Origin of the sequence: Sphingopyxis sp. LC81, assembly GCF_000756375.1 — a bacterium.
Classification (GTDB): Bacteria; Pseudomonadota; Alphaproteobacteria; order Sphingomonadales; family Sphingomonadaceae; genus Sphingopyxis.
Map to the genome: position 1 here is coordinate 66,630 of NZ_JNFD01000011.1, position 18,969 is coordinate 85,598.

Genomic DNA, 18,969 nt, shown 5'->3' on the forward strand with positions numbered 1-18,969 from the left:
CGCCCCGCCATCGCTTGCAGTAGCAGAACGCGATGGCGTCGCTGATGATCCTCGACCCGATGATTCGTGGCGGCGCCATCGCGCTGTTCCTGCTGTGGATCGCGATATTGTGGCGCGACCACCGCGACGTGCTGTCCGCGCGCGTCGCGATCGCGATGAACCTGGCGATCGTCGCCTATCTGGTTTCGGACCTGCTCAAGCCCGAGGGGCCGGCACGCCTTCCCTTTGAGCTGTTCGATGCGCTGTCGGTGATGGTGCCGGCGTTCTTCTGGCTGTTCGTGCGGCTGTGGTTCGATGACCAGCAGCGCATCGGCTGGCGCAGCTGGCTGCTCGTGGCGGCATTCGGCGTGCTGCCGCTGGTCCAGATCGTCCTGCTCGCCATGATGGGGACGTTCAGCTTCGAGATCTGGGTATTGGTGCGCATCGGAATGTTCGCCTTTGCGGTGGCGGGAATGTGGATCGCGTGGCGCGGACGCGCCAACGACCTGATCGAGGCGCGGCGCGGATTTCGTGCTGCGCTCGTTTGCGCGATCGGCGGCTTCATCCTGCTCGTGACCTTTATCGAGATGTTCGACAGCCATGGTGCGGCGTCCGATCCGGGGCGGTCGGTGACGCTCGTCGCGATCCTGATTGCCACCTTCATCGTATCGGTTGGCCTGTATCGCTTTCGGTTGGCCGAACTGTTCGCTGCGCCGGGGCGCCTGCCGAAACAGGCGGAGCCGCCGGCCACACCATCGCCGCTCGCGCAGCGGCTGCACGCGGTGATGGCGGAGGCGCGCGCCTATCGCGCCGAGGGCTTTTCGATCACGATCCTCGCGGCGCAGCTCGGCGAACCCGAATATCGCGTCCGGCGTGCGATCAATGGCGAGATGGGCTTTCGCAACTTCACCGCGTTCCTCAACAGCTTCCGCCTCGACGAGATCCGCGCCGCGCTCGCCGATCCGGCGCAGCGCGAGGTGCCGATCCTGACGATCGCGATCGATGCGGGCTTCGGTTCGCTCGGGCCGTTCAATCGCGCGTTCCGCGATGCCGAAGGAATGACGCCGAGCGCGTATCGGGCGGGGCAGCTGGCCGATTCCGGAATCGGCTAGCCGATTTTCGACATCGCGGCGCGGCGGCGCAGGATAGCTGCTGAACAGCGGGCACCAATTCGAAGGATGCCCGCATGATTCAAGACCTGCCTCCGCTCGCCATTTTGCTCGAAAAGGGTCCGGCGATCTTCGCCTTCGACTTCGGCCGCTATCTGGTCGCGGCGGGCGTCACCGCTGCCATCGTCTGGGGACTGCGCCGCTCTAACCTTGCCACGCGCAAGATTCAGGCGCGCGAAGCGACGGCGGCCGACAAGCGCCGCGAATTCCTGCAATCGCTGCAGACGGCGGGCGTCTATCTGTTCGTGTCGCTGTTCATCGTCTGGGGCGTCGACACCGGCGTGCTGCATCGTTTTGAGGGCAGCTATGGCCTACTCGGCGACATGGCGCTGCTCGCCGCGATCATCGTCGCGCACGATGCCTATTTCTATTGGGTGCATCGCGCGATGCACCATCCCCGGCTGTTCAAGGCGTTCCACCGCGCGCACCATCGGTCGGTGACGCCGACGCCGTGGGCGGCGTACAGCTTTGCGATCCCCGAGGCGTTCGTGATGATCGCCTTTGTGCCGATCTGGCTATTCTTCGTTGCGACCCCGGTGTGGGTGACGTTCCTGTGGATCAATTTCCAGATCGTCCGCAACGCGATGGGGCATGCCGGGTTCGAGCTGCATCCGCGCTGGTGGCTGTCGACCCCGCTGACGCGCTGGATCAACACGACGACGCATCATGATCTGCACCACAGCGGCGGCTTCAACCGCAATTACGGGCTCTATTTCACCTGGTGGGACAAATGGATGGGGACCGAGCATCCGCACTATGCCGAGCGGTTTCACGAAGTCGTGTCGCGCCCGCCGGTGCGCGCGAGCGCGGGCGGGGCGAATATGGGTCAGGCCGACGGCGAAATCACCGAGACGATGTCGCTGCGCAGCGTCCAGCCGAGCCGTTCGTAGAGCGCCTTCCCATCGGCGGTGGCGACCAGCAGGCATTCGGTGGCGCCGCGGCGAAGGGCGCAGCGGCCGAGCTCGGCCATGATCGCCGAGCCGAGCCCGCGGCGGCCGAACTGCGTCTCGGTCACGATCTGGTCGTAGACGGCGGTGGTCCCGTGGATGCCGAGAACGCCGCGCGCGGCGAGCGAACCGTCGGCATGCCGCGCGATGGCCTCGAAACGGTCGGCGCTTTCAGCGACCTCGAACGTGAAATCGGGCGTGGGCCGCGCCGCGGGCATGTCGGTTTCGGTCGCCATCAGCCACATCGGATCGCGCGGCTGCCAATGCGGCGGGACATGCGGAAGGATCGCGTCGCGCGGCGCCGCAATGTCGACATAGATATGCGGCGCTTCGACCGCTGCGAATGCCGCGGCGGCGGCGGCGCCCGACGCGCTGCCGAGAATGAATCGCCCGATCTGGTCGGGCTTGCCGGCATCGAACCACAGCGCGGAGGGAGTGGTCGCGGCAACCGGATGGCCATATCCGCGCGCGGCGCAATAGCCGAAGGCCCATTTGAAATGATCGTTCATGGCATCGATCATAAGCGCCGCGCGCGGCAAGGAAAGTGGCAACGCGCCTTCGTGCCCCACCTTCATGCTTGTCAGCAAGCGGGCGCGAGGAGTAGATCGCTGGCATGAGCGATTTTCGAACCCTGTCCGCCGACTATAGCGTCGCCCCGCAGATCAGCATCGAGGATGTGGCCGAGGCCAAGGCCGCGGGCTTTGCGATGCTCGTCAACAATCGTCCCGACGGTGAGGAGCCTTCGGCGCCGCAGGGCGACGATATCGCGCACGCCGCGGCGGCCGAGGGACTCGCCTATGCCGCGATCCCGATTGGCCATGCGGGTTTCAGCCATGCGCAGATCGACGCGCTCGACAAGTTGCTCGGCGATGCGACGGGGCCGATCCTCGCCTATTGCCGGTCGGGGACGCGCTCGACGCATCTGTGGGCGTTGACGCGCGCGCGCGCCGGTGACGATGTCGATGGCATCGTCGAGGCGGCAGCGAATGCAGGCTATGACCTCAGCGGGTTGCGGCCGATGCTGGACGCGCTCGCGGGGGAAAAATGACGCAAGCTGCGTTGATCCAGCTGGGCGCATCGTTGATCGCGGTGCTTTTCGTCGCCTGGCTGGTCGGAAAGATGGGGCTCGGCGGCGATCCGCGGATTGCGGATGCCGAGCATGCTATCCGGTTGGCCGAAGAGGCCGAGGCCGGTTTCAAGGGCGTCGAGGTCGCGCGCGACCGCGCGGGCTTTGCCGCGATCGTGCAAAATGCCGAGGGGCGGATGATGCTGGTGCGCGCGCATGGCAATTTCTTTGCCGCGCGGCCGGTCGACGCCAGCGTGATCGGGCGGCTCGACAAGGATTTCCTGACATTGACGACGCCCGAGCGGACATTTGGCGCGGTGACGCTGCAATTGGGGAGGGATGCGGGGATGTGGGCGAGCCGGATGCGGGAGATCGTTCGTGCCTGAGCTGCCCGATCCCGTCGTCTACGCCGTCCCCGCCTTCATCCTGCTGCTGATCGCCGAGATGCTGATCTCGCTGCGCAAGGACAAGAGCCGCTACGAAGCGCGCGACACGCTGACCTCGCTGATGCTCGGCACGGTGAGCCAAGTCGCGGGCGCACTGGTCGGCGCAGCGGTGATCGGCATGTCGGTGTGGGTGTACCAATTCCACCTGTTCGACATCGGGATCGCGTTCAAGACATGGTGGTGGGCGTGGATCCTCTGCTTCTTCCTCGACGATCTGGCCTATTATGCCTTCCATCGCAGCGCGCATCGCGTGCGCTGGTTCTGGGCGAGCCACGTCATCCACCACAGCAGCCAGCACTATAATCTCTCGACCGCGCTGCGGCAGACATGGACGGGCTTTTTCAGCCTGACCTTCCTGTTTCGCCTGCCGCTCTTTCTCATCGGTTTTCCGCCCGCGATGGTCTTCTTCTGCGCCGGGCTCAACCTGATCTATCAATTCTGGATCCATACCGAGGCGATCAAGCGGCTGCCCAAATGGTTCGAGGCGGTGATGAACACCCCGTCGCACCACCGCGTCCATCACGGCGTGAATCCGCGCTATCTCGACGCGAACTATGCGGGCGTCTTCATCATCTGGGACAAGATGTTCGGCAGCTTCGTTCCCGAACGCGACGACGAGCCGGTGCGGTACGGCATCGTCAAGCAGCTCGGCAGCTTCAACATCCTCTGGGCCGCGGTGCACGAATGGGTCGGGATCGCGAAGGATGTCTGGGCTGCGCCGTGGAAGCACAAGCTCGATTACATGTGGCGCGAACCCGGCTGGAGCCACGACGGCAGCCGCGCGACGAGCGCGATGATCCGCGAGAAATGGCAGGCAGGTCTGCCGGTGGAAGAGCCGGCGGAGTGATGATCGTCGTCCCCGCGAAGGGGGGCGCAGTCGGCCTTATGCTAACTCTCCAGCGGCCCCCGCCTTCGCGGGGGCGACGTGTATGGTCTTGCCTCGCTTCCTAATGACATTCATGTAAGCACCCGGGCGACCGCCAGCAGGCGGCGCGAGGGAGAGTCGCAAGCATGGATCAGTTCGACATCATCGTCATCGGCGGCGGCAGCGCGGGGAGCGCGGCGGCGGGGCGGCTGGCCGAGGACGGCAAGCGGACGGTCTGCCTGGTCGAGGCGGGCGGGCGCAACGACAATATGCTGATCAAGACGCCGGGGTTCATGCCCTTCATCCGGAATGCGTCGAACTACAAATATGAGACGGTGCCGCAGGCGGGGCTGAACGGGCGCAGCGGCTATCAGCCGCGCGGACGCGGGCTCGGCGGGTCGAGCGCGATCAATGCGATGGTCTATATCCGCGGGCACCAGTTCGACTACGACCAGTGGGCCGCGCTCGGCGCGACGGGCTGGAGCTATGCCGACGTGCTGCCCTTCTTCAAGCGCAGCGAGGGCAATGAGCGTGGCGGCGATGAATTTCATGGGAGCGGCGGGCCGCTCAACGTCATGGACCAGCGCTGGCCCAATGTGACGAGCCGGCGCTTCGTCGAGAGCGCGGCGTCGCTGCAATTGCCGCGCACGGTCGATTTCAACGGCCCCAGCAACGAAGGCTTTGGCCTCTATCAGGTGACGCAGAAGGGCGGCGAACGCTGGTCGGCGGCGCGCGCCTATGTCGAGCCGCTGCGCGAGCACGGCAATTTCGCGGTGCGCACCGGGGCGCTGGTCGAGAAGATACTCGTCGAGGACGGGCGCGCGGCGGGGGTGGTGATCCGCCGCGGCGGCAGCCGCGAGACGCTGCGCGCGCGCGGCGGAGTGATCTTGTCGGCGGGGGCGTTTGGCAGCCCGCAGATCCTGATGCTGTCGGGGATCGGCCCCGGCGCGCATCTGAAGGATAAGGGGATCGAGGTGACGCTCGACCGGGCGGGGGTCGGCGACAATCTGCAGGACCATATCGACTATGTGTCGAGCTGGGAGACGCGCTCGACCGAACCGTTCGGCGACAGCCTGGGCGGCACCTGGCGGATGGTGAAGGCGATCTTCGAGCACCGTACGCAGCGCAGCGGGATCATGACGACCTGCTTCGCCGAGGCGGGCGGGTTCTGGAAATCGCGCCCCGACCTGCCCGCGCCCGACATCCAATATCATTTCGTGCCCGCGATGCTCGAGGATCATGGGCGGAGCAAGGTGAAGGGGCATGGCTTTTCGTGCCACGCCTGCGTGCTGCGTCCCGAGAGCCGCGGGTCGGTGCGGCTTGCGTCGTCCGATGCCGCCGCGGCGCCGGCAATCGATCCGGGCTTTCTGACCGACGCGCGCGATATGGCGACGCTGCGCGCGGGCGTGCGGATGATGCACCGCATCGCCGCGGCGCCGCCGCTGGCGGATTACGCCGGGATCGACCGGCACCCGGTGGACTTGGGCGACGATGCCGCGCTCGACGCGCTGATCCGCAGCCGTGCCGACACCGTCTATCACCCCGTGGGCACCTGCCGGATGGGGAATGACGCCGATGCGGTGGTCGATCCCGCGCTCAAGCTGAACGGCATCGATGGGCTGTGGGTTGCCGATGCGAGTGTCATGCCGCGCCTCGTTTCAGGGAACACCAATGCGCCGAGCATCATGATCGGGGAGCGGGCGGCCGATTTCGTGAAGGCCGCTCTCGGTTGAGTCTACCCCGGCGAAAGCCGGGGCCGATGTTGAGAGCGCCGCGTCCGCAGTCTGGACCCCGGCTTTCGCCGGGGTGCATTAAGCGCACGCGGCGGCGAGCAGCGCGCCGTTTTTGGTCAAATCATAGCGACTGGCGGGCGGGCGCATGTCGAGCACTTCACGCGTCACCAGCCCGTGCTTGCCGAGCGCGGTCAGTCCCTGCGACAGCGCGCGCGGAGTTGCCGGGATCAGCAGGCGCGACAGCGCGTTGAAGCGGTCGTGGCCCGCGCCGATTCCGGCGACCAGTGGAAGCCCCCAGCGCGTCGCGGCGCCGGGCGGGAGGTCGATCTTCTGCTGCGCTTCGGCGATCGTTGCGGCGCGCGTGGCGGCGGCGGCGCCCGCTTCGGTCAATATATATTCGGGACGTAGCGGGTGGCCGTGACCGGGGTTGCGCGCCACCCATCCGATCGTCGCCGCTGCCTCCAGCGTGCGCGTGAGGCTGTCGCGCGAGAGCCCGAGGCGGTGGATCAGTTCGACGAAGCGAGCGCCCCTGTGTGCCGCCAGATCGGCGAGCAGCGGCACCAGCCAGCGATGGCTGCCGAGCTGAATCAGCATGGGGTCGGACGCGGTTGACGGCATTTGCAACTAACTATACAAACCAGACCATTGAGGCAAGCGATATGGGCCATGCGATTCTCCGCGCGGCTCGGCGTTTTGCGAAAAGGGAGGAATGCATGGCACTTCAGATCGGATCCGAGCTCACCTGTTCGATGGGGGTCAAGGATATGACCGCGTCGATCGCCTGGTACGAGCGGGTGATGTTGTGCGAGCTGCTCTACCGCGCCGACGAGCTCGGCTGGTGCGAGCTGAAGACGCCGATGGCGGGGGTGAATATCGGGCTCAGCCAGGTCGAGGCGGTCGTGCAGGGCGGCGGCGCGACCAATGTGTTCGAGGTGGCCGATATCGAGGAGGCGAAGGCGCATCTCGATGCCGAGGGCGTGCGGCAGGACGGCGATATCCAGCATATTCCGGGGCTGGTGAAATTGCTCACTTTCTACGATCCCGACGGCAACGCCTTCATGTTCTCGCAGTCCGAGATCGCGGCATGATATCGCTTTGGTGGGCGGCGGCGCTGATGGCGCCGGCCGCGCCTGCCGCCGAAGCCCCGTCGCTCGCCGCCTGGCACGGACGCTGGGCCGGTGAGGGCGAGGCGTTCGGCAAGCCCGCGACCGCGACGCTCGACATCGCGCCGGGTGAGGGCGGGGCGACGACGCTCGCCTATCGCCTGAGCATCGCGGGGACGCCGCCGGTCGCCTATTCGGCCGAGGCGACATACGCCTTCGATGCGAAGGGTCGCGTGCGCGGAAAATGGACCGACAGCACTGGCCGTACACGTGCCGTCGTCGGCGGGGTGAATGCGGCGAAATGGTGGACACATTGGGGCAGCGCCGATGTCGAGATCGGCCGCTCGACCTATGTCCTTGAAGCGGACGGAAGACTCGTCGTCAGCGATTCGATTTTGCAGGATGACGGCAGCTGGCGCGTCTTCGCTATGCTGCGCTACGCGCGCACAAACCCCTGAAAACTGCCGATTTTGACCGGCATCTGTGCTGCGCACAAAAAAAGAGGGCCGGGACTTGCGTCCCGGCCCAGCCTTTCAGGCTCTCCCCTCCTGAAACTGTTGACCCAATGAATGCCATATTAATGTCATGTTGGAAAGGCTAAAATTGCGGCAATGCTGCGCTAATTTTGTGCAACATTTCAGAGCGTAAAAATGGGCCGGAACGCATCCGCGCCCGGCCCATTTCTCCCCCTCAAAAGCCCTTGCGAACCGTGACGCCGAAGGTGCGCGGCTGGTTCGTCGCAAAGCCGAGGCGCGCGCGCCCGCCGCGTTCGCGGTCGAAGGCGAGCAGCGCATTTTCGTCGAGCAGATTGTTCACATAGACCGAGATTTCGAGCTCGTTCGGAAACTCGATCCCCGCGCCGATGTTGACCAGCTGATAATCGGGCAGCTTCAGGTTAAGGGTGGTCTGCTCCAGGCCGGTTGCGCCAAAATAGGGCCGCGGCAGTCCATTGGGCGAAAAAGTGAAGGTCCGTGGATTGTTTTCCTGATCGCCGGGCTGCGTATAACGGCTGCCGACATGCTGGAAGGATGCCGTGACGAAGGCGCTGGTGTCCGACGATGCATCGATCGGGAAGCTGTAGGTCGCGTTCGCCGCCATCTGGAACTTCGGCACCGAGGGCAGGCGGTTGCCGTTGCGGATGCCCTCGATCACCGTCCCATCCGGGCGGGTCAGCGTCGAATCGAATTCGGCCTCGACATAACTGCCCGACAATCCGAGATCGAGCCCGGTGAAGGGGCTGGCCGACAGCTCGACCTCGAGTCCCATCGTGTGCGCGTCGGCGTTGAACACGATACGCGACGAGCAGCTGCCGGCATCGGCGGTGACCTGCAGATTGTTGATCTTGGTATAGAAGCCCGCGGCGTTGAAGGTGATGCCGCCGAACTGCGCCTTCACCCCGCCTTCATAGTTCCACAGCGTTTCGTCGTCGTAGCGCGGCCGGCCGCCGAATGTCTGCGCATCGGGGCCGTTCGGTACGCCGGCGTCGCACAGCGGCAGATTGAGCGGATCGTTGACGCCGCCGAGGCGGAAGCCCTTCGACGCCTGCGCGTTGAGCGTGATGCCGTCGGCGACATCGTAGCTGAGCAGCAGGCGCGGCGAGAAGCCGGTCGACGAGGTCTTGTCGCGAGCGTTGTCGCCGTTCGGAAACAGGCCGCCCGACACGAAACGCCGGCTTTCGTCGAAGGCATAATAACGCCCGCCAAGCGTCGCGGTGAGGGCTTCGGTGAAGTCGTAGCTAACCTCACCGAAAATTGCGATCTGCGACAGGTCATAGGGGATGTCGGCATTGTACGGCGAATCGGGGCCAAAGCCGTTAGCGAGCGCCGCCGAGGTGCCCGCGCCGAACCGCGCATCGGTGAACGCGTCATAACCCGGCGTCGGCAGTCGCTGGGTATAGTCACGTTTGACGTTGGCATAATAGCCACCGACGAGCCATTGGAACGGACCGGTGCCCGCCGAGTTCACCCGCAATTCCTGCGTGAATTGCTTGACGCCCGTGGTGTCGACAAGGTTCGAGGGCAATAATATGCCCGCAACCGGGAAGCCGAGGTCGACCGACACGCTGCCCGTTAGTGCACTCGCGTCGCGGCTCACCAGAATGTCGCGGTCGGTATAGGTCGTCACCGAGGTCACGCCGATCACGTCGCCGTCATAGTTCATCGTGAGGTCGAAGAGCTTGACTTCATCCTCGAACGCCTCGTCGAGCAGCAGATATTGCTGGCGCTCCTCGAAGGTCACCCGCGGCCGGGTCGTCGTGAACTGGTTGGCGTAGAGGTTATAGACCTCCTGCCGGTTGAAGCCGTCGGTCTTGACCTTTTGATAGACGAAACGCGGGGTGATCGACAGATTCTCGGCGGGTTTCCATAGCAGCGAGAAGCGTCCGCCATAGCGTTCGCCGCTGTTGACGTCCTCGCTCTCGCCGCCGCCTTCGCGGAGCGCATTAATGAAGCCGGCGTAGCGCGTGTAATAGCCGACCGCGCGCATCGCGAGATTGGGGCTGAGGGGCAGGTTGATCGCGCCCTTCAAATGGCCACCGAAATCGTCGCCGTCGACGAGGTTCACATTGCCTTCGACCTTGCCCTCGATCCGGTCGAGGTTGGGCTGGTTGGTGATGTAGCGGAGCGTGCCGCCGACCGAACCCGAGCCGAAGAGCGTGCCCTGCGGCCCGCGCAGCGTCTCGACGCGGTTGAGGTCGAACAGATCGAGGTCGGGGGTGAACAGCGACAGCGAGACGACCGATTCGTCGAGATAGACGCCGACCTGTTCCTTCACCCCGGGCTGGTCGCGCGCGATCTGCCCCGCCGAAACGCCGCGTACCGACACCTGGCTCTGGCCGGGCCCGAGATTCTGGACCGTCAGGCCCGCGACATTGCGCGACAGATCCTCGACCGTGCTCGCGTTCGCGCGCTCGATCGCCTGTTCGGTCTGCGCGTTGATCGAAAAGGGAACGTCCTGCAGGCTTGCGTCGCGCTTGGTCGCGGTGACGATAATCTCGTTGCCGTCATAGCTGTTCGCCGGTGCGTTCTGTGCCACTGCCGGGGTGCTTGCGAGCGCAAGGCACGACAAGCCCGCGAGCATAGATGCTCGTGCATTCATGATAATCCTCCTCCTGATGGCCAATCTACGCTGGTCCGCCGGGAGGGTGCGCCTCTTGTTTCCATTACGCAATGGCGCATGAATATTGCGCGAAATAATGGCCGGGACATGTTGCGCGCCAGCCACAGTAAGAAAATGACAAAATGGACGGGACTGCGCTCCGCGCCCGCGGCCGTTCCCACCATTAAAAAAGGCCGGGACCTGTGTCCCGGCCAGTGGCCGTTCCGGCCACAAATCTAAAAAATGGCCGGGGGCAAGCCCCGGCCAGTGGTTCGCAGGAGGAACCTCGGTAGGATCCCGCCGCCGCCGTTTGAAAGGAGAGAGACGTGCGGCGACGGGTATCCTGTCTCGTCAGTAGTTGTAGGCGCGCTCGCCATGTTCGCCGAGGTCGAGCCCTTCGCGTTCGACCTCTTCCGAAACGCGGAGGCCGGTCAGCAGCTTGGCGGCATAGATCGCGATGACGGTGCCGATGCTGGCCCAGACGATCGTCGCGGCGACCGCCGAAATCTGAGTCACGAGCTGCGGTCCGATCGCGAAATCGTCGCCGCCGGGGCCGCCAAGGCTGGGGGCATAGACGATCGCGGTGCCGATCGCGCCGACGATGCCGCCGACGCCATGGATGCCGAAGGCGTCGAGCGAGTCGTCATAGCCGAGCTTGGGCTTGAGCACCGTCACCGCATAGAAGGCGATCAACGAAGCCGCCGCGCCGAGGACAATGGCGCCGAAAGGCCCCGAATTGCCTGCCGCCGGGGTCACCGCGACGAGGCCGGCGATGATACCCGAGCAGAAGCCGAGCGCCGAGGGCTTATGCCCCGCGAGCTTTTCGGCGAGCATCCAGAACAGCGCGGCCGAGGCAGTCGCGACGAAGGTGTTGATCATCGCGAGCGCTGCCGAGCCATTGGCTTCGAGCGCCGAGCCGGCGTTGAAGCCGAACCAGCCCACCCACAGCATGCCGGTGCCGACCATCGTGAGGGTCAGCGAGTGCGGCGCCATGATTTCCTTCTGGTAACCGATACGCTTGCCGAGGATCAGCGCGGCGACGAGCGCCGAGACACCCGCGTTGATGTGCACGACGGTGCCGCCGGCGAAATCGAGCGCGCCCATTTCGAAGAAGAGGCCGCCCACCGCCCACACCATGTGCGCGATCGGGAAATAGACGATCGTCAGCCAGATCGCGCCGAACACCATCACCGCCGAGAATTTCATGCGTTCGACGACCGATCCGAGGACCAGCGCGAGGGTGATCGCGGCAAAGGTCATCTGGAAGCTGATGAACACATATTCGGGCAGCTTGAAGCCGTCGCTGAACGTGTCGGCGAGGCTGTCGGGCGTGACACCGGCAAGGAAGAATTTGCCCCAGGCGATGAAGGCATTGCCTTCGGGGCCAAAGGCGAGGCCGTAGCCGTAGATCACCCAGATGATCATCGCGAGGCAGGCGGCGGCGCCGATCTGCGTCATCGTCGACAGCATATTCTTGGTGCGTGTCAGACCGCCGTAAAAGAGCGCGAGGCCCGGCAGGATCATCAGCAGTACGAGGATGGTCGAGGTCATCATCCAGGCGGTATCGCCCTTGTCGACGACAGCTTCGACCACCGGTTCGGGTGCCGCCGCGGCGGCTTCCTGCGCCCAGGCGGGCAGCGCGGCGAACAGCGAGAGGCCGACGGCCCCGGCGCCCGCCGCAAATTTCTTTGCGAACGTCATATTTTCCCCCTTCGTCATTACAGTGCCGCCTCGCCGGTCTCGCCGGTGCGGATGCGCACCGCCTGACCCACGTCGAGGACGAAAATCTTGCCGTCGCCGATCGAGCCGGTTCCGGCGGTCTGTTGCAGCGTTTCAACGACCCGCGGTGCAAGCGCATCGTCGCAGACGAGCTCGATCTTTACCTTCGGCACCATGTTGGTGGCATATTCGGCGCCGCGGTAGATTTCGGTCTGTCCCTTTTGCCGGCCGAAGCCCTTGACCTCGGTCACGGTCATGCCGGCGATGCCCAGACCGGTGAGCGCCTCGCGCACCTCGTCGAGCTTGAATGGTTTGATGATGGCCAAGATCAGCTTCATGACGCCCCCTTTTGCAAATGGCACCATGTTGCACTGCAACGCCCGTGCCAGATTGCGCAGGGCGCGCGAAAGTTAACATTTTGTGACGGAGAGGGCGGGGTGAGCGACCAATTCGGTCGTTCGGTGGGCAGGCGAGGCGGGTAATTGCCTAAATTTTGGGCAAATAGCCGTCGCCCCCGCGAAGGCGGGGGCCGCCATCGTTTACGCATCGACGAAGGGCAAGGCCGACTGCGGCCCCTGCCTTCGCAGGGGCGACGTTTTCTACTCGGCCGCCTTGAACCGAGCCCAGATCGGCAGATGGTCCGACGCGCGCGCCGCGAGCGCGCTCTGGTGGACGCCCGCCTCGACGGCTTCAAGATCGGGGGTCGCGAAAATACGATCGAGCTTCGCGACCGGGCGGCGGCTGTGGAAGCTGTGGCCGGTGTCGACAAGCCGGTGGCGCTCGCCGAAATCGGCGAGGCAGCCGCCGCGTGGCCGCCATTCGTTGCAGTCGCCCATCAGGATCGTCGGCAGTTCCTCGCCCTCGGCGATATGGTGGAGGATCGCGCGCGCCTGCTGGCGGCGGCGCAGCCCCGAAATATCGAGGTGCATGCCGACGACGCGCAGCCGCGTATCGCCGATGCGGACCGTCGCGGCGACGGCGCCGCGCGGCTCGAGCATGGGCAGGTGCAGCGCATGGCTTTCCTCGACCACGGCGCCCTTGCGCACGAGCAGCGCGTTGCCGTGCCAGCCGATCGCATAGGGACGGCCGCTGAGGAGGTCGACCGGCACATAGTCGCTATGCTCTTGGAACATATGCGGCGGGATCGCGCTCGTGCGCGCGCCGAAGCGGCGGTCGGCTTCCTGGAGCGCGACGATATCGGCATCGAGCTCGCCGAGCACCGACAGCACGCGGCCCGGGTCGCGGCGCCGGTCGAGGCCGATGCCCTTGCGCATATTGTAACTGGCGACCTTGATCATGTGTTTTTCAAGCGCTCAGGCCGCGTTTCCGTTCCCGCTCGCCTCGAATTCGGCGATCAGCGCCTGGGCTTCGTCGAGGTCCTCGTCGAGCACCATGATGCGGACCGGGATCATCAGCCCGACGCTTTCGGCGATGTTCATGCCCGCGTCGAAGCAGACGGCGTGAACCCCGGCGCTCTCCAGCCGGCCGCGCAGCAGCTCGGCCTCGGCACCGTTGGGCAGACGCACCAATTCGACGAGTGGCATCAGGCGTCGCCCGCGATGAAACGGTCGGTCGGGCGTGTCGGCAGGCCGTCGATGCTGCGATCACGCTCCTTGAACTTTTCGACCCACAGCGTGCGGTCGGCCTGGCGGTGATATTTCTGCAGCGTGTCGCGCTCGTGCTGCAATTCCATCATTGGCACGCCCCAGCCGCAGCTCGTCTGCACGCTGTCGACGTCGATCACGAAAATCTGGCGCGTGCCGGGGAGCAGGGTGAAATGCGCCGCGAGCGCGTCCCATTCGGCATCCTGCGGCAGCACGGGGCGCCCGCGGCCATAGATGCGCAGGATCAGCGCGCTGCGGTCGAAGGCGCAGAACATGATCGTGATGCGGCCGTCGGCGGCCAGGTGCGCGTGCGTTTCGTTGCCCGATCCGCCGAGGTCGAGATAGGCGACCTGCCGGTCCGACAGGATGCGGAAGCTGTCGGCATAGCCTTTGGGCGACAGGTTGATGCGTGCATCGACGGCGGCGGTCGCGGTGAAATAGACCGGCTGCTTTTCGATGAAGGCGATATGCTTGTCGGTCAGCGTTTCGGTAAATTCGGCCATGCTCGGGCTCCGCTGGATTGGTCGGTTCGCCCTATCACCAATTCTTGCCCTCTTCTATCGCGGCGTCCTCGTCGGCGCGGGTTGCGCGGCCGAGGGCCTCGTTGCGATGCGGGAAGCGGCCGAAGCGGTCGACGACGTCGAAATGCTTTTGCGCATAGTCCTGGAATATCGGGGCGTCGAACGCCGCGAACAAGCGCAGCGATTCGCGCTGGTCGTCCATATTCTCGCTGTGCTGGAAGGGCAGGCAGGCGAATTGGCGCCGTTCGTCGGGCCAGTGTTCGTGCCAGCCGTGTGCGACGATGCCGCGCGCGATCGCGCGGGCGAGATCGTCGGTCGCAAAGGCATCGGCGTGGCCGCGATAGATGTTGCGCGGCACCTGGTCGAACAGGATCGCCGCGGCAAGCGCGGTGTCGGGATCGGTGAGGAAGGCTTCGGCGGGCTGCGATCGCAAGGCTTCGTGCCAGCCTTCGGCCAGATCGCGGACCGCTTGATCGAATTCGCCGCCGCCGCCGTACCAGTCGTCCATGCCATGCTCGTCAAACCAGAAGACGAGGAGTTGCCGGGCCCAGTCAGCGGGCGGCGGGGTGGGTGTTTCAGGATCATTCGTCATTGCGAGCGCAGCGAAGCAATCCAGAGCGGTTTATGCAAGCTCTGGATTGCCGCGGGCCTGCGGCCTCGCAATGACGAACGAAGCTATTCGCCCTTGACGCGCTTGTACGGCACAAACTGGCCGAGCGACACGAAGCCGGCGTACATATGGCTCGTGCGGTCGCGCAGTTCGACGGCGTCGATGCTGCACAGCTGGCTGCCGGTCGTCTTGGTCACGAGAATATCGTCATCGTCGAGCGATTCGGCGCCGCCCTTGGGCCGGTTGACCCAATAGGTGCTGCCGACCTTGTAGACGATCGCCGTCTTTTCGATGATCTGCGAGCTGCGCGCGGTCGAGAGCGAGATGCAATCCTGCGGTTCGCCCGCGACGCGGCCTTCGAGCAGCTTGGCAAGCTGATCTTCGGGCGCAAGCTTTTCGCGCGCGGTGGCGGCCGGGGCGGCCGCGATTGCGGCAGCGGCGAGAAGCGCCGGGATTAGGTGACGCATGGGTTCAACTCCTATATTCATCAGACCCTACCCGGCGCCTTCTTACGCCCGCCCGCGTGAACAGACGCTGACTCGCCGCCGTTTCAGCACGCCCCGTCGGGAAGCGGGATGCCCAGCGGGCCTTTGCATTTCTTCTTTTTCGCGGGTTCGGCCGGGGTGCCGCCGCCCATATTCGATCCGCTCATCCCGCCGAAATCGGCACCGACCATCAGCATGGTATGCGAGCGGAAGCGGACCTTCGCGGTCCAGTCGATGTTCCACGCGGCATTGCCCGCGGGCTTGGGCGGATAGGAGAAATTGGCCTCGGGCCCGAAAGCGTTGAGGTTGCCGATCAGCATTTCGCCCGACGCCTTCTTGACCTCGGCGGGGATCTGGCAGCTCGTCTGCGTTGGCGGCATCACGATCTTCTTGGTGACAAGATTCGCGACGACCGAGGGCGGCAGCCAGTCCCACAGGCCGCCGCCGAATTCCTTCGACGCGCTGCTCGTCCACCAGACGATATCGCCCATGTCATTCTTGCCGCCGCCATTGCCCATGCCGCCGATCGTCCACGCGACATAGCCGGTCGCGCTCGGCACCGAATTCCAGCGCACCATCACCGACTGGTCGCCCTGGATCGCGGTCGAGGCCGAAAGCCCCTGCATATAATCCTGCGCGAGCGTGAAATTGATGTCGGGGCCGATATTGCTCGCAACGCGGTGCGCGCCGAGCAGCGATGAGCCCGATCCGGGCTGCTTGCCGCCCTTGCTATTCGGCCAGTCGACATAGGAACGGCTGTTCGCCTTGCTCACTTCGCGAATGACGGGGACCGCGCTGGAGAAGAGATTGGGCGGCATCTGCCCCGCGGCGACCTTGGCGAAATCGATCACCACCGGCTGGCCGGGGCCCGCCTTCGCGCCGCAGCCCCAATAGAGGAGCAGACGGCCTTTCGGGCGCTCGAATGGCGTGGTTCCGGTCTCTTCCCTGCTCGCCTCCCAGGTCAGCGGCACCGACTTGCCCATCTTCGCCTGCGGCAGAAAGAAATGGTCGCCCTTCGGCGGCGGCGCGGTGGCGGCGTCGTTCGAGCCGAGGCGAAGGAGCAATTGGTGCGCGACCTTGCTCGACGGATCGCCGCCGAACATCATGCCCATGGCGCCGCCGAGGCCGCCCCTGCCGCCGCCCGCCATCGCGGCGAAGCCCGACATCGTCGCGACGTCCATCTCGTAACGCTCTTTGGGGCCGGTGGTTTTTTGCGCCGAGCCGGGAACGGCGGCGAGGACCGCGGCGACGGCCGCCACGGAAATAAAACGCAGATTCGAACGCATATTACCCTCCCTGTTGCGGAGGATGCCCCCGCGGATGATGCGACCGATTCTTCTTCTGTTTGCGTAAACTATATGCGCGGGAGGGGCGAACGCCAAGTGAGGGCGATCACAGGCCGTATGCGCTGCAAATCTTCGTCACCCCGGACTTGATCCGGGGCCTGCCTTTCTTCGCGAAAAGAAGGCGGGTGCCGGGTCAAGCCCGGCATGACGATATGGGATCAGGCTGTGCCGCCCACCGTCAGCCCGTTGACCAGCAAGGTCGGCTGGCCGACGCCCGCGGGGACGCTCTGACCGGCCTTGCCGCAGATGCCGATGCCCTCGTCGATCGCCATATCGTTGCCGATGCCGGTGACCTTGGTGAGCACGCTCGGGCCGTCGCCGATCAAGGTCGCACCCTTGATCGAATCGCCGAGCTTGCCATTCTCGATCTTGTACGCCTCGGTGCAGCTGAAGACGAACTTGCCCGACACGATGTCGACCTGTCCGCCGCCGAAGCTTTTGGCGAAAATGCCGTTCTTGACGCGCGACAGAAGCTCGGCGGGATCGTCGTTGCCGCCGCGCATGAAAGTGTTGGTCATCCGCGGCATCGGGGCGTGCGCGAAGCTTTCGCGGCGCCCGTTGCCGGTGGGCTCGACCCCCATCAGGCGCGCGTTGAGGCGGTCCTGCATATAGCCTTTGAGGATGCCGTCCTCGATCAGCACCGTTTCGCCGGTCGGCGTGCCTTCGTCGTCGATGCTGAGCGAGCCGCGGCGGCCGCCGCCGACGGGGCTGTCCATCGCGCCGTCGTCGACGACGGTGACGCCGGGCGCGGCGACGCGCTGACCGATGCGGCCCGAAAAGGCGCTGGTGCCCTTGCGGTTGAAATCGCCCTCGAGCCCGTGGCCGACCGCTTCATGCAGAAGCACGCCCGGCCAGCCGGGGCCGAGCAGCACGGTGAATTCACCCGCGGGGGCGTCGACCGCGCGCAAGTTCACGAGCGCCTGCGCGAGCGCCTCGTCAATCGCGCGGTTCCACTGTGCGGGCTCGAACAGATGGTCGTACATGTAACGGCCGCCGAGGCCGAAATAGCCGGTTTCGCGGCGGCCATTCTCCTCGACCACGATCGAGACGTTGAGGCGGACGAGCGGGCGGATGTCGGTCGCGAGGAAGCCGTCGGCGCGGACGATCTCGACCACCGACCAGCTGCCCGCGAGCGCGACCGACACCTGGACGATGCGCGGATCGCGTGCGCGCGCCGCGGCGTCGATTTCCTGGCAGAGCGCGACCTTCTTCGCGAAGGGGATGAGGTCGAGCGGGTTCGCTTCGTCGTAAAGATGGCGGTTGGTGCGCGGCGGCGGCGCGGCGTGCGCTTGGCTTGAGGGATCGAGCAGCGCGAGCGTCTCGGCGGCGCGGCGGATGGCGCCGGCGCTGATGTCGCTGGCGTGCGCAAAGCCCGTCATCTCGCCCGACACGGCGCGCAGGCCAAAACCGGCATCGGTCGAATAATCGGCGGTCTTGAGGCGCCCGTCGTCGAAACCGAAGCTCTCGGTCGCGCGATATTGCAGGTAAAGCTCGCCGTCGTCGGCCTTGGCGAGCGCTTCGCGCGCGAGCGCCTGCGCCAGATCGGGGTCGAGCGCATCGGCGCGATAAAGGAAGCGGCGGGGATCGGTCGGGCTTGTCATAGGAGCGATATAGGCACGGCGCCCGCCGACCGCAAAGATTCGTCAGAGATAATTGACGGTGAGCGTGAAGGTGCCGCTGTAGTTGCCCTCGGGCTGGTTCGCGGGGACGGTGAGCGTGCCGCCGATATAATAGGTCTGGACGCCGCTCGGCAGCAACGTCCCGCCGAGCAGCGCGATGCCGCCGCCGCTCGTGCTCGCGGCGCGGACAAGACTTGCGGTCATCGGGGCTGCGCCGCCGCCGGCGCGCGTGAGCGTGACCGAGGTGCTGCCCGATACGGTGATCAGGAAAATGCCGCCGGTGCCCTGGAACACCGCGCGCTGCGCCGCCGAGCCCACCGGGGTGACGCCGCCGCCGGTCGTGCGCGCATTGGTGACGGGGCTGATCGTGACAGTGCCGCCGGTCGCCCCGCTGATCAGCGTGCCGAAATCGAGATCGTCGGTCTTGATCAGCGTATTCGGGCGAACGACCGCCGCATTGGCGGTGCCGGGCATGTCGGCGGCATAGGCCGGTCCGCATAGCGCTGCGCCCGCCGCTGCCGCGGCGATGGTCAGGGCGCGAGCAGCTCCCCGACAGTCTCTGGTCCCTTGAATCTCCACAGATTCTGCTCCTGTCTGGCACATCTTATGCCAGCGGGACCTTCATCACTGATGCATGGGGGTGGTGAATCGGCCGTTTACT

General features: G+C 65.5%; 21 protein-coding genes. 8 read left to right on the plus strand and 13 right to left on the minus strand.

Annotation, left to right across the window (positions count from 1 at the left end):
• Positions 1–32 precede the first annotated feature (32 nt).
• Both FG91_RS06470 and FG91_RS06475 read left to right on the plus strand, forming a co-directional pair.
• Positions 33–1,091, plus strand: coding sequence for an AraC family transcriptional regulator (locus tag FG91_RS06470; RefSeq protein ID WP_037513475.1), 1,059 nt, complete (start codon positions 33–35; stop codon positions 1,089–1,091).
• 74 nt (positions 1,092–1,165) lie between these two features.
• A complete protein-coding gene (locus FG91_RS06475; RefSeq protein ID WP_081940453.1) occupies positions 1,166–2,038 on the plus strand; it encodes a sterol desaturase family protein in 873 nt (290 codons plus the stop codon).
• Here the strand turns inward: FG91_RS06475 and FG91_RS20900 are convergent.
• Complete coding sequence (locus tag FG91_RS20900) at positions 1,975–2,604, minus strand: GNAT family N-acetyltransferase (RefSeq protein ID WP_152568020.1); 630 nt, start codon at positions 2,602–2,604, stop codon at positions 1,975–1,977. The genes FG91_RS06475 and FG91_RS20900 overlap by 64 nt on opposite strands.
• Positions 2,605–2,708: 104 nt before the next feature.
• Between FG91_RS20900 and FG91_RS06485 the strand changes: the two genes are divergently transcribed.
• From FG91_RS06485 to FG91_RS06500, 4 genes are all read left to right on the plus strand, one after another.
• Positions 2,709–3,143 carry a TIGR01244 family sulfur transferase gene (locus FG91_RS06485; protein ID WP_037513477.1) on the plus strand — a complete coding sequence of 145 codons (435 nt, stop codon included), beginning with the start codon at positions 2,709–2,711 and terminating at the stop codon, positions 3,141–3,143.
• The gene (locus FG91_RS06490) at positions 3,140–3,547 is read left to right on the plus strand and encodes a hypothetical protein (protein ID WP_037513479.1); all 408 of its coding nucleotides are present in this window, start codon (positions 3,140–3,142) and stop codon (positions 3,545–3,547) included. The genes FG91_RS06485 and FG91_RS06490 overlap by 4 nt, the downstream gene beginning before the upstream one ends.
• Complete coding sequence (locus FG91_RS06495) at positions 3,540–4,454, plus strand: sterol desaturase family protein (protein ID WP_037513481.1); 915 nt, start codon at positions 3,540–3,542, stop codon at positions 4,452–4,454. The genes FG91_RS06490 and FG91_RS06495 overlap by 8 nt, the downstream gene beginning before the upstream one ends.
• Before the next feature lie 164 nt (positions 4,455–4,618).
• Entirely contained in the window at positions 4,619–6,205 is a 1,587-nt protein-coding gene (locus FG91_RS06500; protein WP_037513482.1) for a GMC family oxidoreductase, read from the plus strand.
• A 78-nt stretch (positions 6,206–6,283) separates the two neighbouring features.
• Here FG91_RS06500 and FG91_RS06505 read toward each other — a convergent pair whose 3' ends face one another.
• Complete coding sequence (locus FG91_RS06505; protein WP_037513484.1) at positions 6,284–6,799, minus strand: winged helix-turn-helix transcriptional regulator; 516 nt, start codon at positions 6,797–6,799, stop codon at positions 6,284–6,286.
• Positions 6,800–6,918: 119 nt separating this feature from the next.
• On the opposite strand from FG91_RS06505, the gene FG91_RS06510 reads away from it, so the two are divergent.
• Positions 6,919–7,293, plus strand: coding sequence for a VOC family protein (locus tag FG91_RS06510; RefSeq protein WP_037513487.1), 375 nt, complete (start codon positions 6,919–6,921; stop codon positions 7,291–7,293).
• A complete protein-coding gene (locus FG91_RS06515; RefSeq protein ID WP_037513489.1) occupies positions 7,290–7,766 on the plus strand; it encodes a hypothetical protein in 477 nt (158 codons plus the stop codon). Before FG91_RS06510 ends, FG91_RS06515 begins: the two co-directional genes overlap by 4 nt.
• A gap of 232 nt (positions 7,767–7,998) precedes the next feature.
• Here the strand turns inward: FG91_RS06515 and FG91_RS06520 are convergent, their stop codons facing one another.
• The 11 genes from FG91_RS06520 to FG91_RS06570 all read right to left on the minus strand — a co-directional run bounded on the left by FG91_RS06520 (position 7,999) and on the right by FG91_RS06570 (position 18,887).
• On the minus strand, positions 7,999–10,404 hold the full coding sequence (locus FG91_RS06520) for a TonB-dependent receptor (RefSeq protein WP_037513491.1): 2,406 nt from the start codon (positions 10,402–10,404) through the stop codon (positions 7,999–8,001).
• 351 nt (positions 10,405–10,755) lie between these two features.
• Positions 10,756–12,105, minus strand: coding sequence for an ammonium transporter (locus FG91_RS06525; RefSeq protein ID WP_037513700.1), 1,350 nt, complete (start codon positions 12,103–12,105; stop codon positions 10,756–10,758).
• Between the two features lie 17 nt (positions 12,106–12,122).
• On the minus strand, positions 12,123–12,461 hold the full coding sequence (locus FG91_RS06530) for a P-II family nitrogen regulator (protein ID WP_037513494.1): 339 nt from the start codon (positions 12,459–12,461) through the stop codon (positions 12,123–12,125).
• Positions 12,462–12,722: 261 nt separating this feature from the next.
• Positions 12,723–13,421, minus strand: a complete 699-nt coding sequence (locus FG91_RS06535; protein WP_037513496.1) for an endonuclease/exonuclease/phosphatase family protein — start codon at positions 13,419–13,421, stop codon at positions 12,723–12,725.
• A 15-nt stretch (positions 13,422–13,436) separates the two neighbouring features.
• Positions 13,437–13,667 (minus strand): putative signal transducing protein, encoded by a 231-nt coding sequence (locus FG91_RS06540; protein ID WP_037513498.1) that lies wholly within the window; start codon positions 13,665–13,667, stop codon positions 13,437–13,439.
• Entirely contained in the window at positions 13,667–14,230 is a 564-nt protein-coding gene (locus FG91_RS06545) for a pyridoxamine 5'-phosphate oxidase family protein (protein ID WP_037513500.1), read from the minus strand. The genes FG91_RS06540 and FG91_RS06545 overlap by 1 nt, the downstream gene beginning before the upstream one ends.
• Positions 14,231–14,264: 34 nt before the next feature.
• Entirely contained in the window at positions 14,265–14,840 is a 576-nt protein-coding gene (locus tag FG91_RS06550; RefSeq protein WP_037513502.1) for a DUF924 family protein, read from the minus strand.
• A gap of 83 nt (positions 14,841–14,923) precedes the next feature.
• Positions 14,924–15,325: a hypothetical protein gene (locus FG91_RS06555; protein WP_037513503.1), complete on the minus strand. Its 402-nt coding sequence runs from the start codon at positions 15,323–15,325 to the stop codon at positions 14,924–14,926.
• An 83-nt stretch (positions 15,326–15,408) separates the two neighbouring features.
• Positions 15,409–16,629, minus strand: coding sequence for a hypothetical protein (locus tag FG91_RS06560; protein WP_037513504.1), 1,221 nt, complete (start codon positions 16,627–16,629; stop codon positions 15,409–15,411).
• A 218-nt stretch (positions 16,630–16,847) separates the two neighbouring features.
• Positions 16,848–18,290 (minus strand): metalloprotease TldD, encoded by a 1,443-nt coding sequence (gene tldD, locus FG91_RS06565; RefSeq protein WP_037513505.1) that lies wholly within the window; start codon positions 18,288–18,290, stop codon positions 16,848–16,850.
• A gap of 42 nt (positions 18,291–18,332) precedes the next feature.
• Entirely contained in the window at positions 18,333–18,887 is a 555-nt protein-coding gene (locus tag FG91_RS06570) for a DUF4402 domain-containing protein (protein ID WP_161785631.1), read from the minus strand.
• Between the last annotated feature and the right edge of the window lie 82 nt (positions 18,888–18,969).

Bases quoted from the DNA above. Each gene is read 5' to 3' on its own strand.
- FG91_RS06470 (WP_037513475.1), top strand. From the start codon at position 33: ATGGCGTCGCTGATGATCCTCGACCCGATGATTCGTGGCGGCGCCATC.
- FG91_RS06475 (WP_081940453.1), top strand. From the start codon at position 1,166: ATGATTCAAGACCTGCCTCCGCTCGCCATTTTGCTCGAAAAGGGTCCG.
- FG91_RS20900 (WP_152568020.1), bottom strand. From the start codon at position 2,604: ATGAACGATCATTTCAAATGGGCCTTCGGCTATTGCGCCGCGCGCGGA.
- FG91_RS06485 (WP_037513477.1), top strand. From the start codon at position 2,709: ATGAGCGATTTTCGAACCCTGTCCGCCGACTATAGCGTCGCCCCGCAG.
- FG91_RS06490 (WP_037513479.1), top strand. From the start codon at position 3,140: ATGACGCAAGCTGCGTTGATCCAGCTGGGCGCATCGTTGATCGCGGTG.
- FG91_RS06500 (WP_037513482.1), top strand. From the start codon at position 4,619: ATGGATCAGTTCGACATCATCGTCATCGGCGGCGGCAGCGCGGGGAGC.
- FG91_RS06505 (WP_037513484.1), bottom strand. From the start codon at position 6,799: ATGCTGATTCAGCTCGGCAGCCATCGCTGGCTGGTGCCGCTGCTCGCC.
- FG91_RS06510 (WP_037513487.1), top strand. From the start codon at position 6,919: ATGGCACTTCAGATCGGATCCGAGCTCACCTGTTCGATGGGGGTCAAG.
- FG91_RS06515 (WP_037513489.1), top strand. From the start codon at position 7,290: ATGATATCGCTTTGGTGGGCGGCGGCGCTGATGGCGCCGGCCGCGCCT.
- FG91_RS06520 (WP_037513491.1), bottom strand. From the start codon at position 10,404: ATGAATGCACGAGCATCTATGCTCGCGGGCTTGTCGTGCCTTGCGCTC.
- FG91_RS06525 (WP_037513700.1), bottom strand. From the start codon at position 12,105: ATGACGTTCGCAAAGAAATTTGCGGCGGGCGCCGGGGCCGTCGGCCTC.
- FG91_RS06530 (WP_037513494.1), bottom strand. From the start codon at position 12,461: ATGAAGCTGATCTTGGCCATCATCAAACCATTCAAGCTCGACGAGGTG.
- FG91_RS06535 (WP_037513496.1), bottom strand. From the start codon at position 13,421: ATGATCAAGGTCGCCAGTTACAATATGCGCAAGGGCATCGGCCTCGAC.
- FG91_RS06540 (WP_037513498.1), bottom strand. From the start codon at position 13,667: ATGCCACTCGTCGAATTGGTGCGTCTGCCCAACGGTGCCGAGGCCGAG.
- FG91_RS06545 (WP_037513500.1), bottom strand. From the start codon at position 14,230: ATGGCCGAATTTACCGAAACGCTGACCGACAAGCATATCGCCTTCATC.
- FG91_RS06550 (WP_037513502.1), bottom strand. From the start codon at position 14,840: ATGACGAATGATCCTGAAACACCCACCCCGCCGCCCGCTGACTGGGCC.
- FG91_RS06555 (WP_037513503.1), bottom strand. From the start codon at position 15,325: ATGCGTCACCTAATCCCGGCGCTTCTCGCCGCTGCCGCAATCGCGGCC.
- FG91_RS06560 (WP_037513504.1), bottom strand. From the start codon at position 16,629: ATGCGTTCGAATCTGCGTTTTATTTCCGTGGCGGCCGTCGCCGCGGTC.
- tldD (WP_037513505.1), bottom strand. From the start codon at position 18,290: ATGACAAGCCCGACCGATCCCCGCCGCTTCCTTTATCGCGCCGATGCG.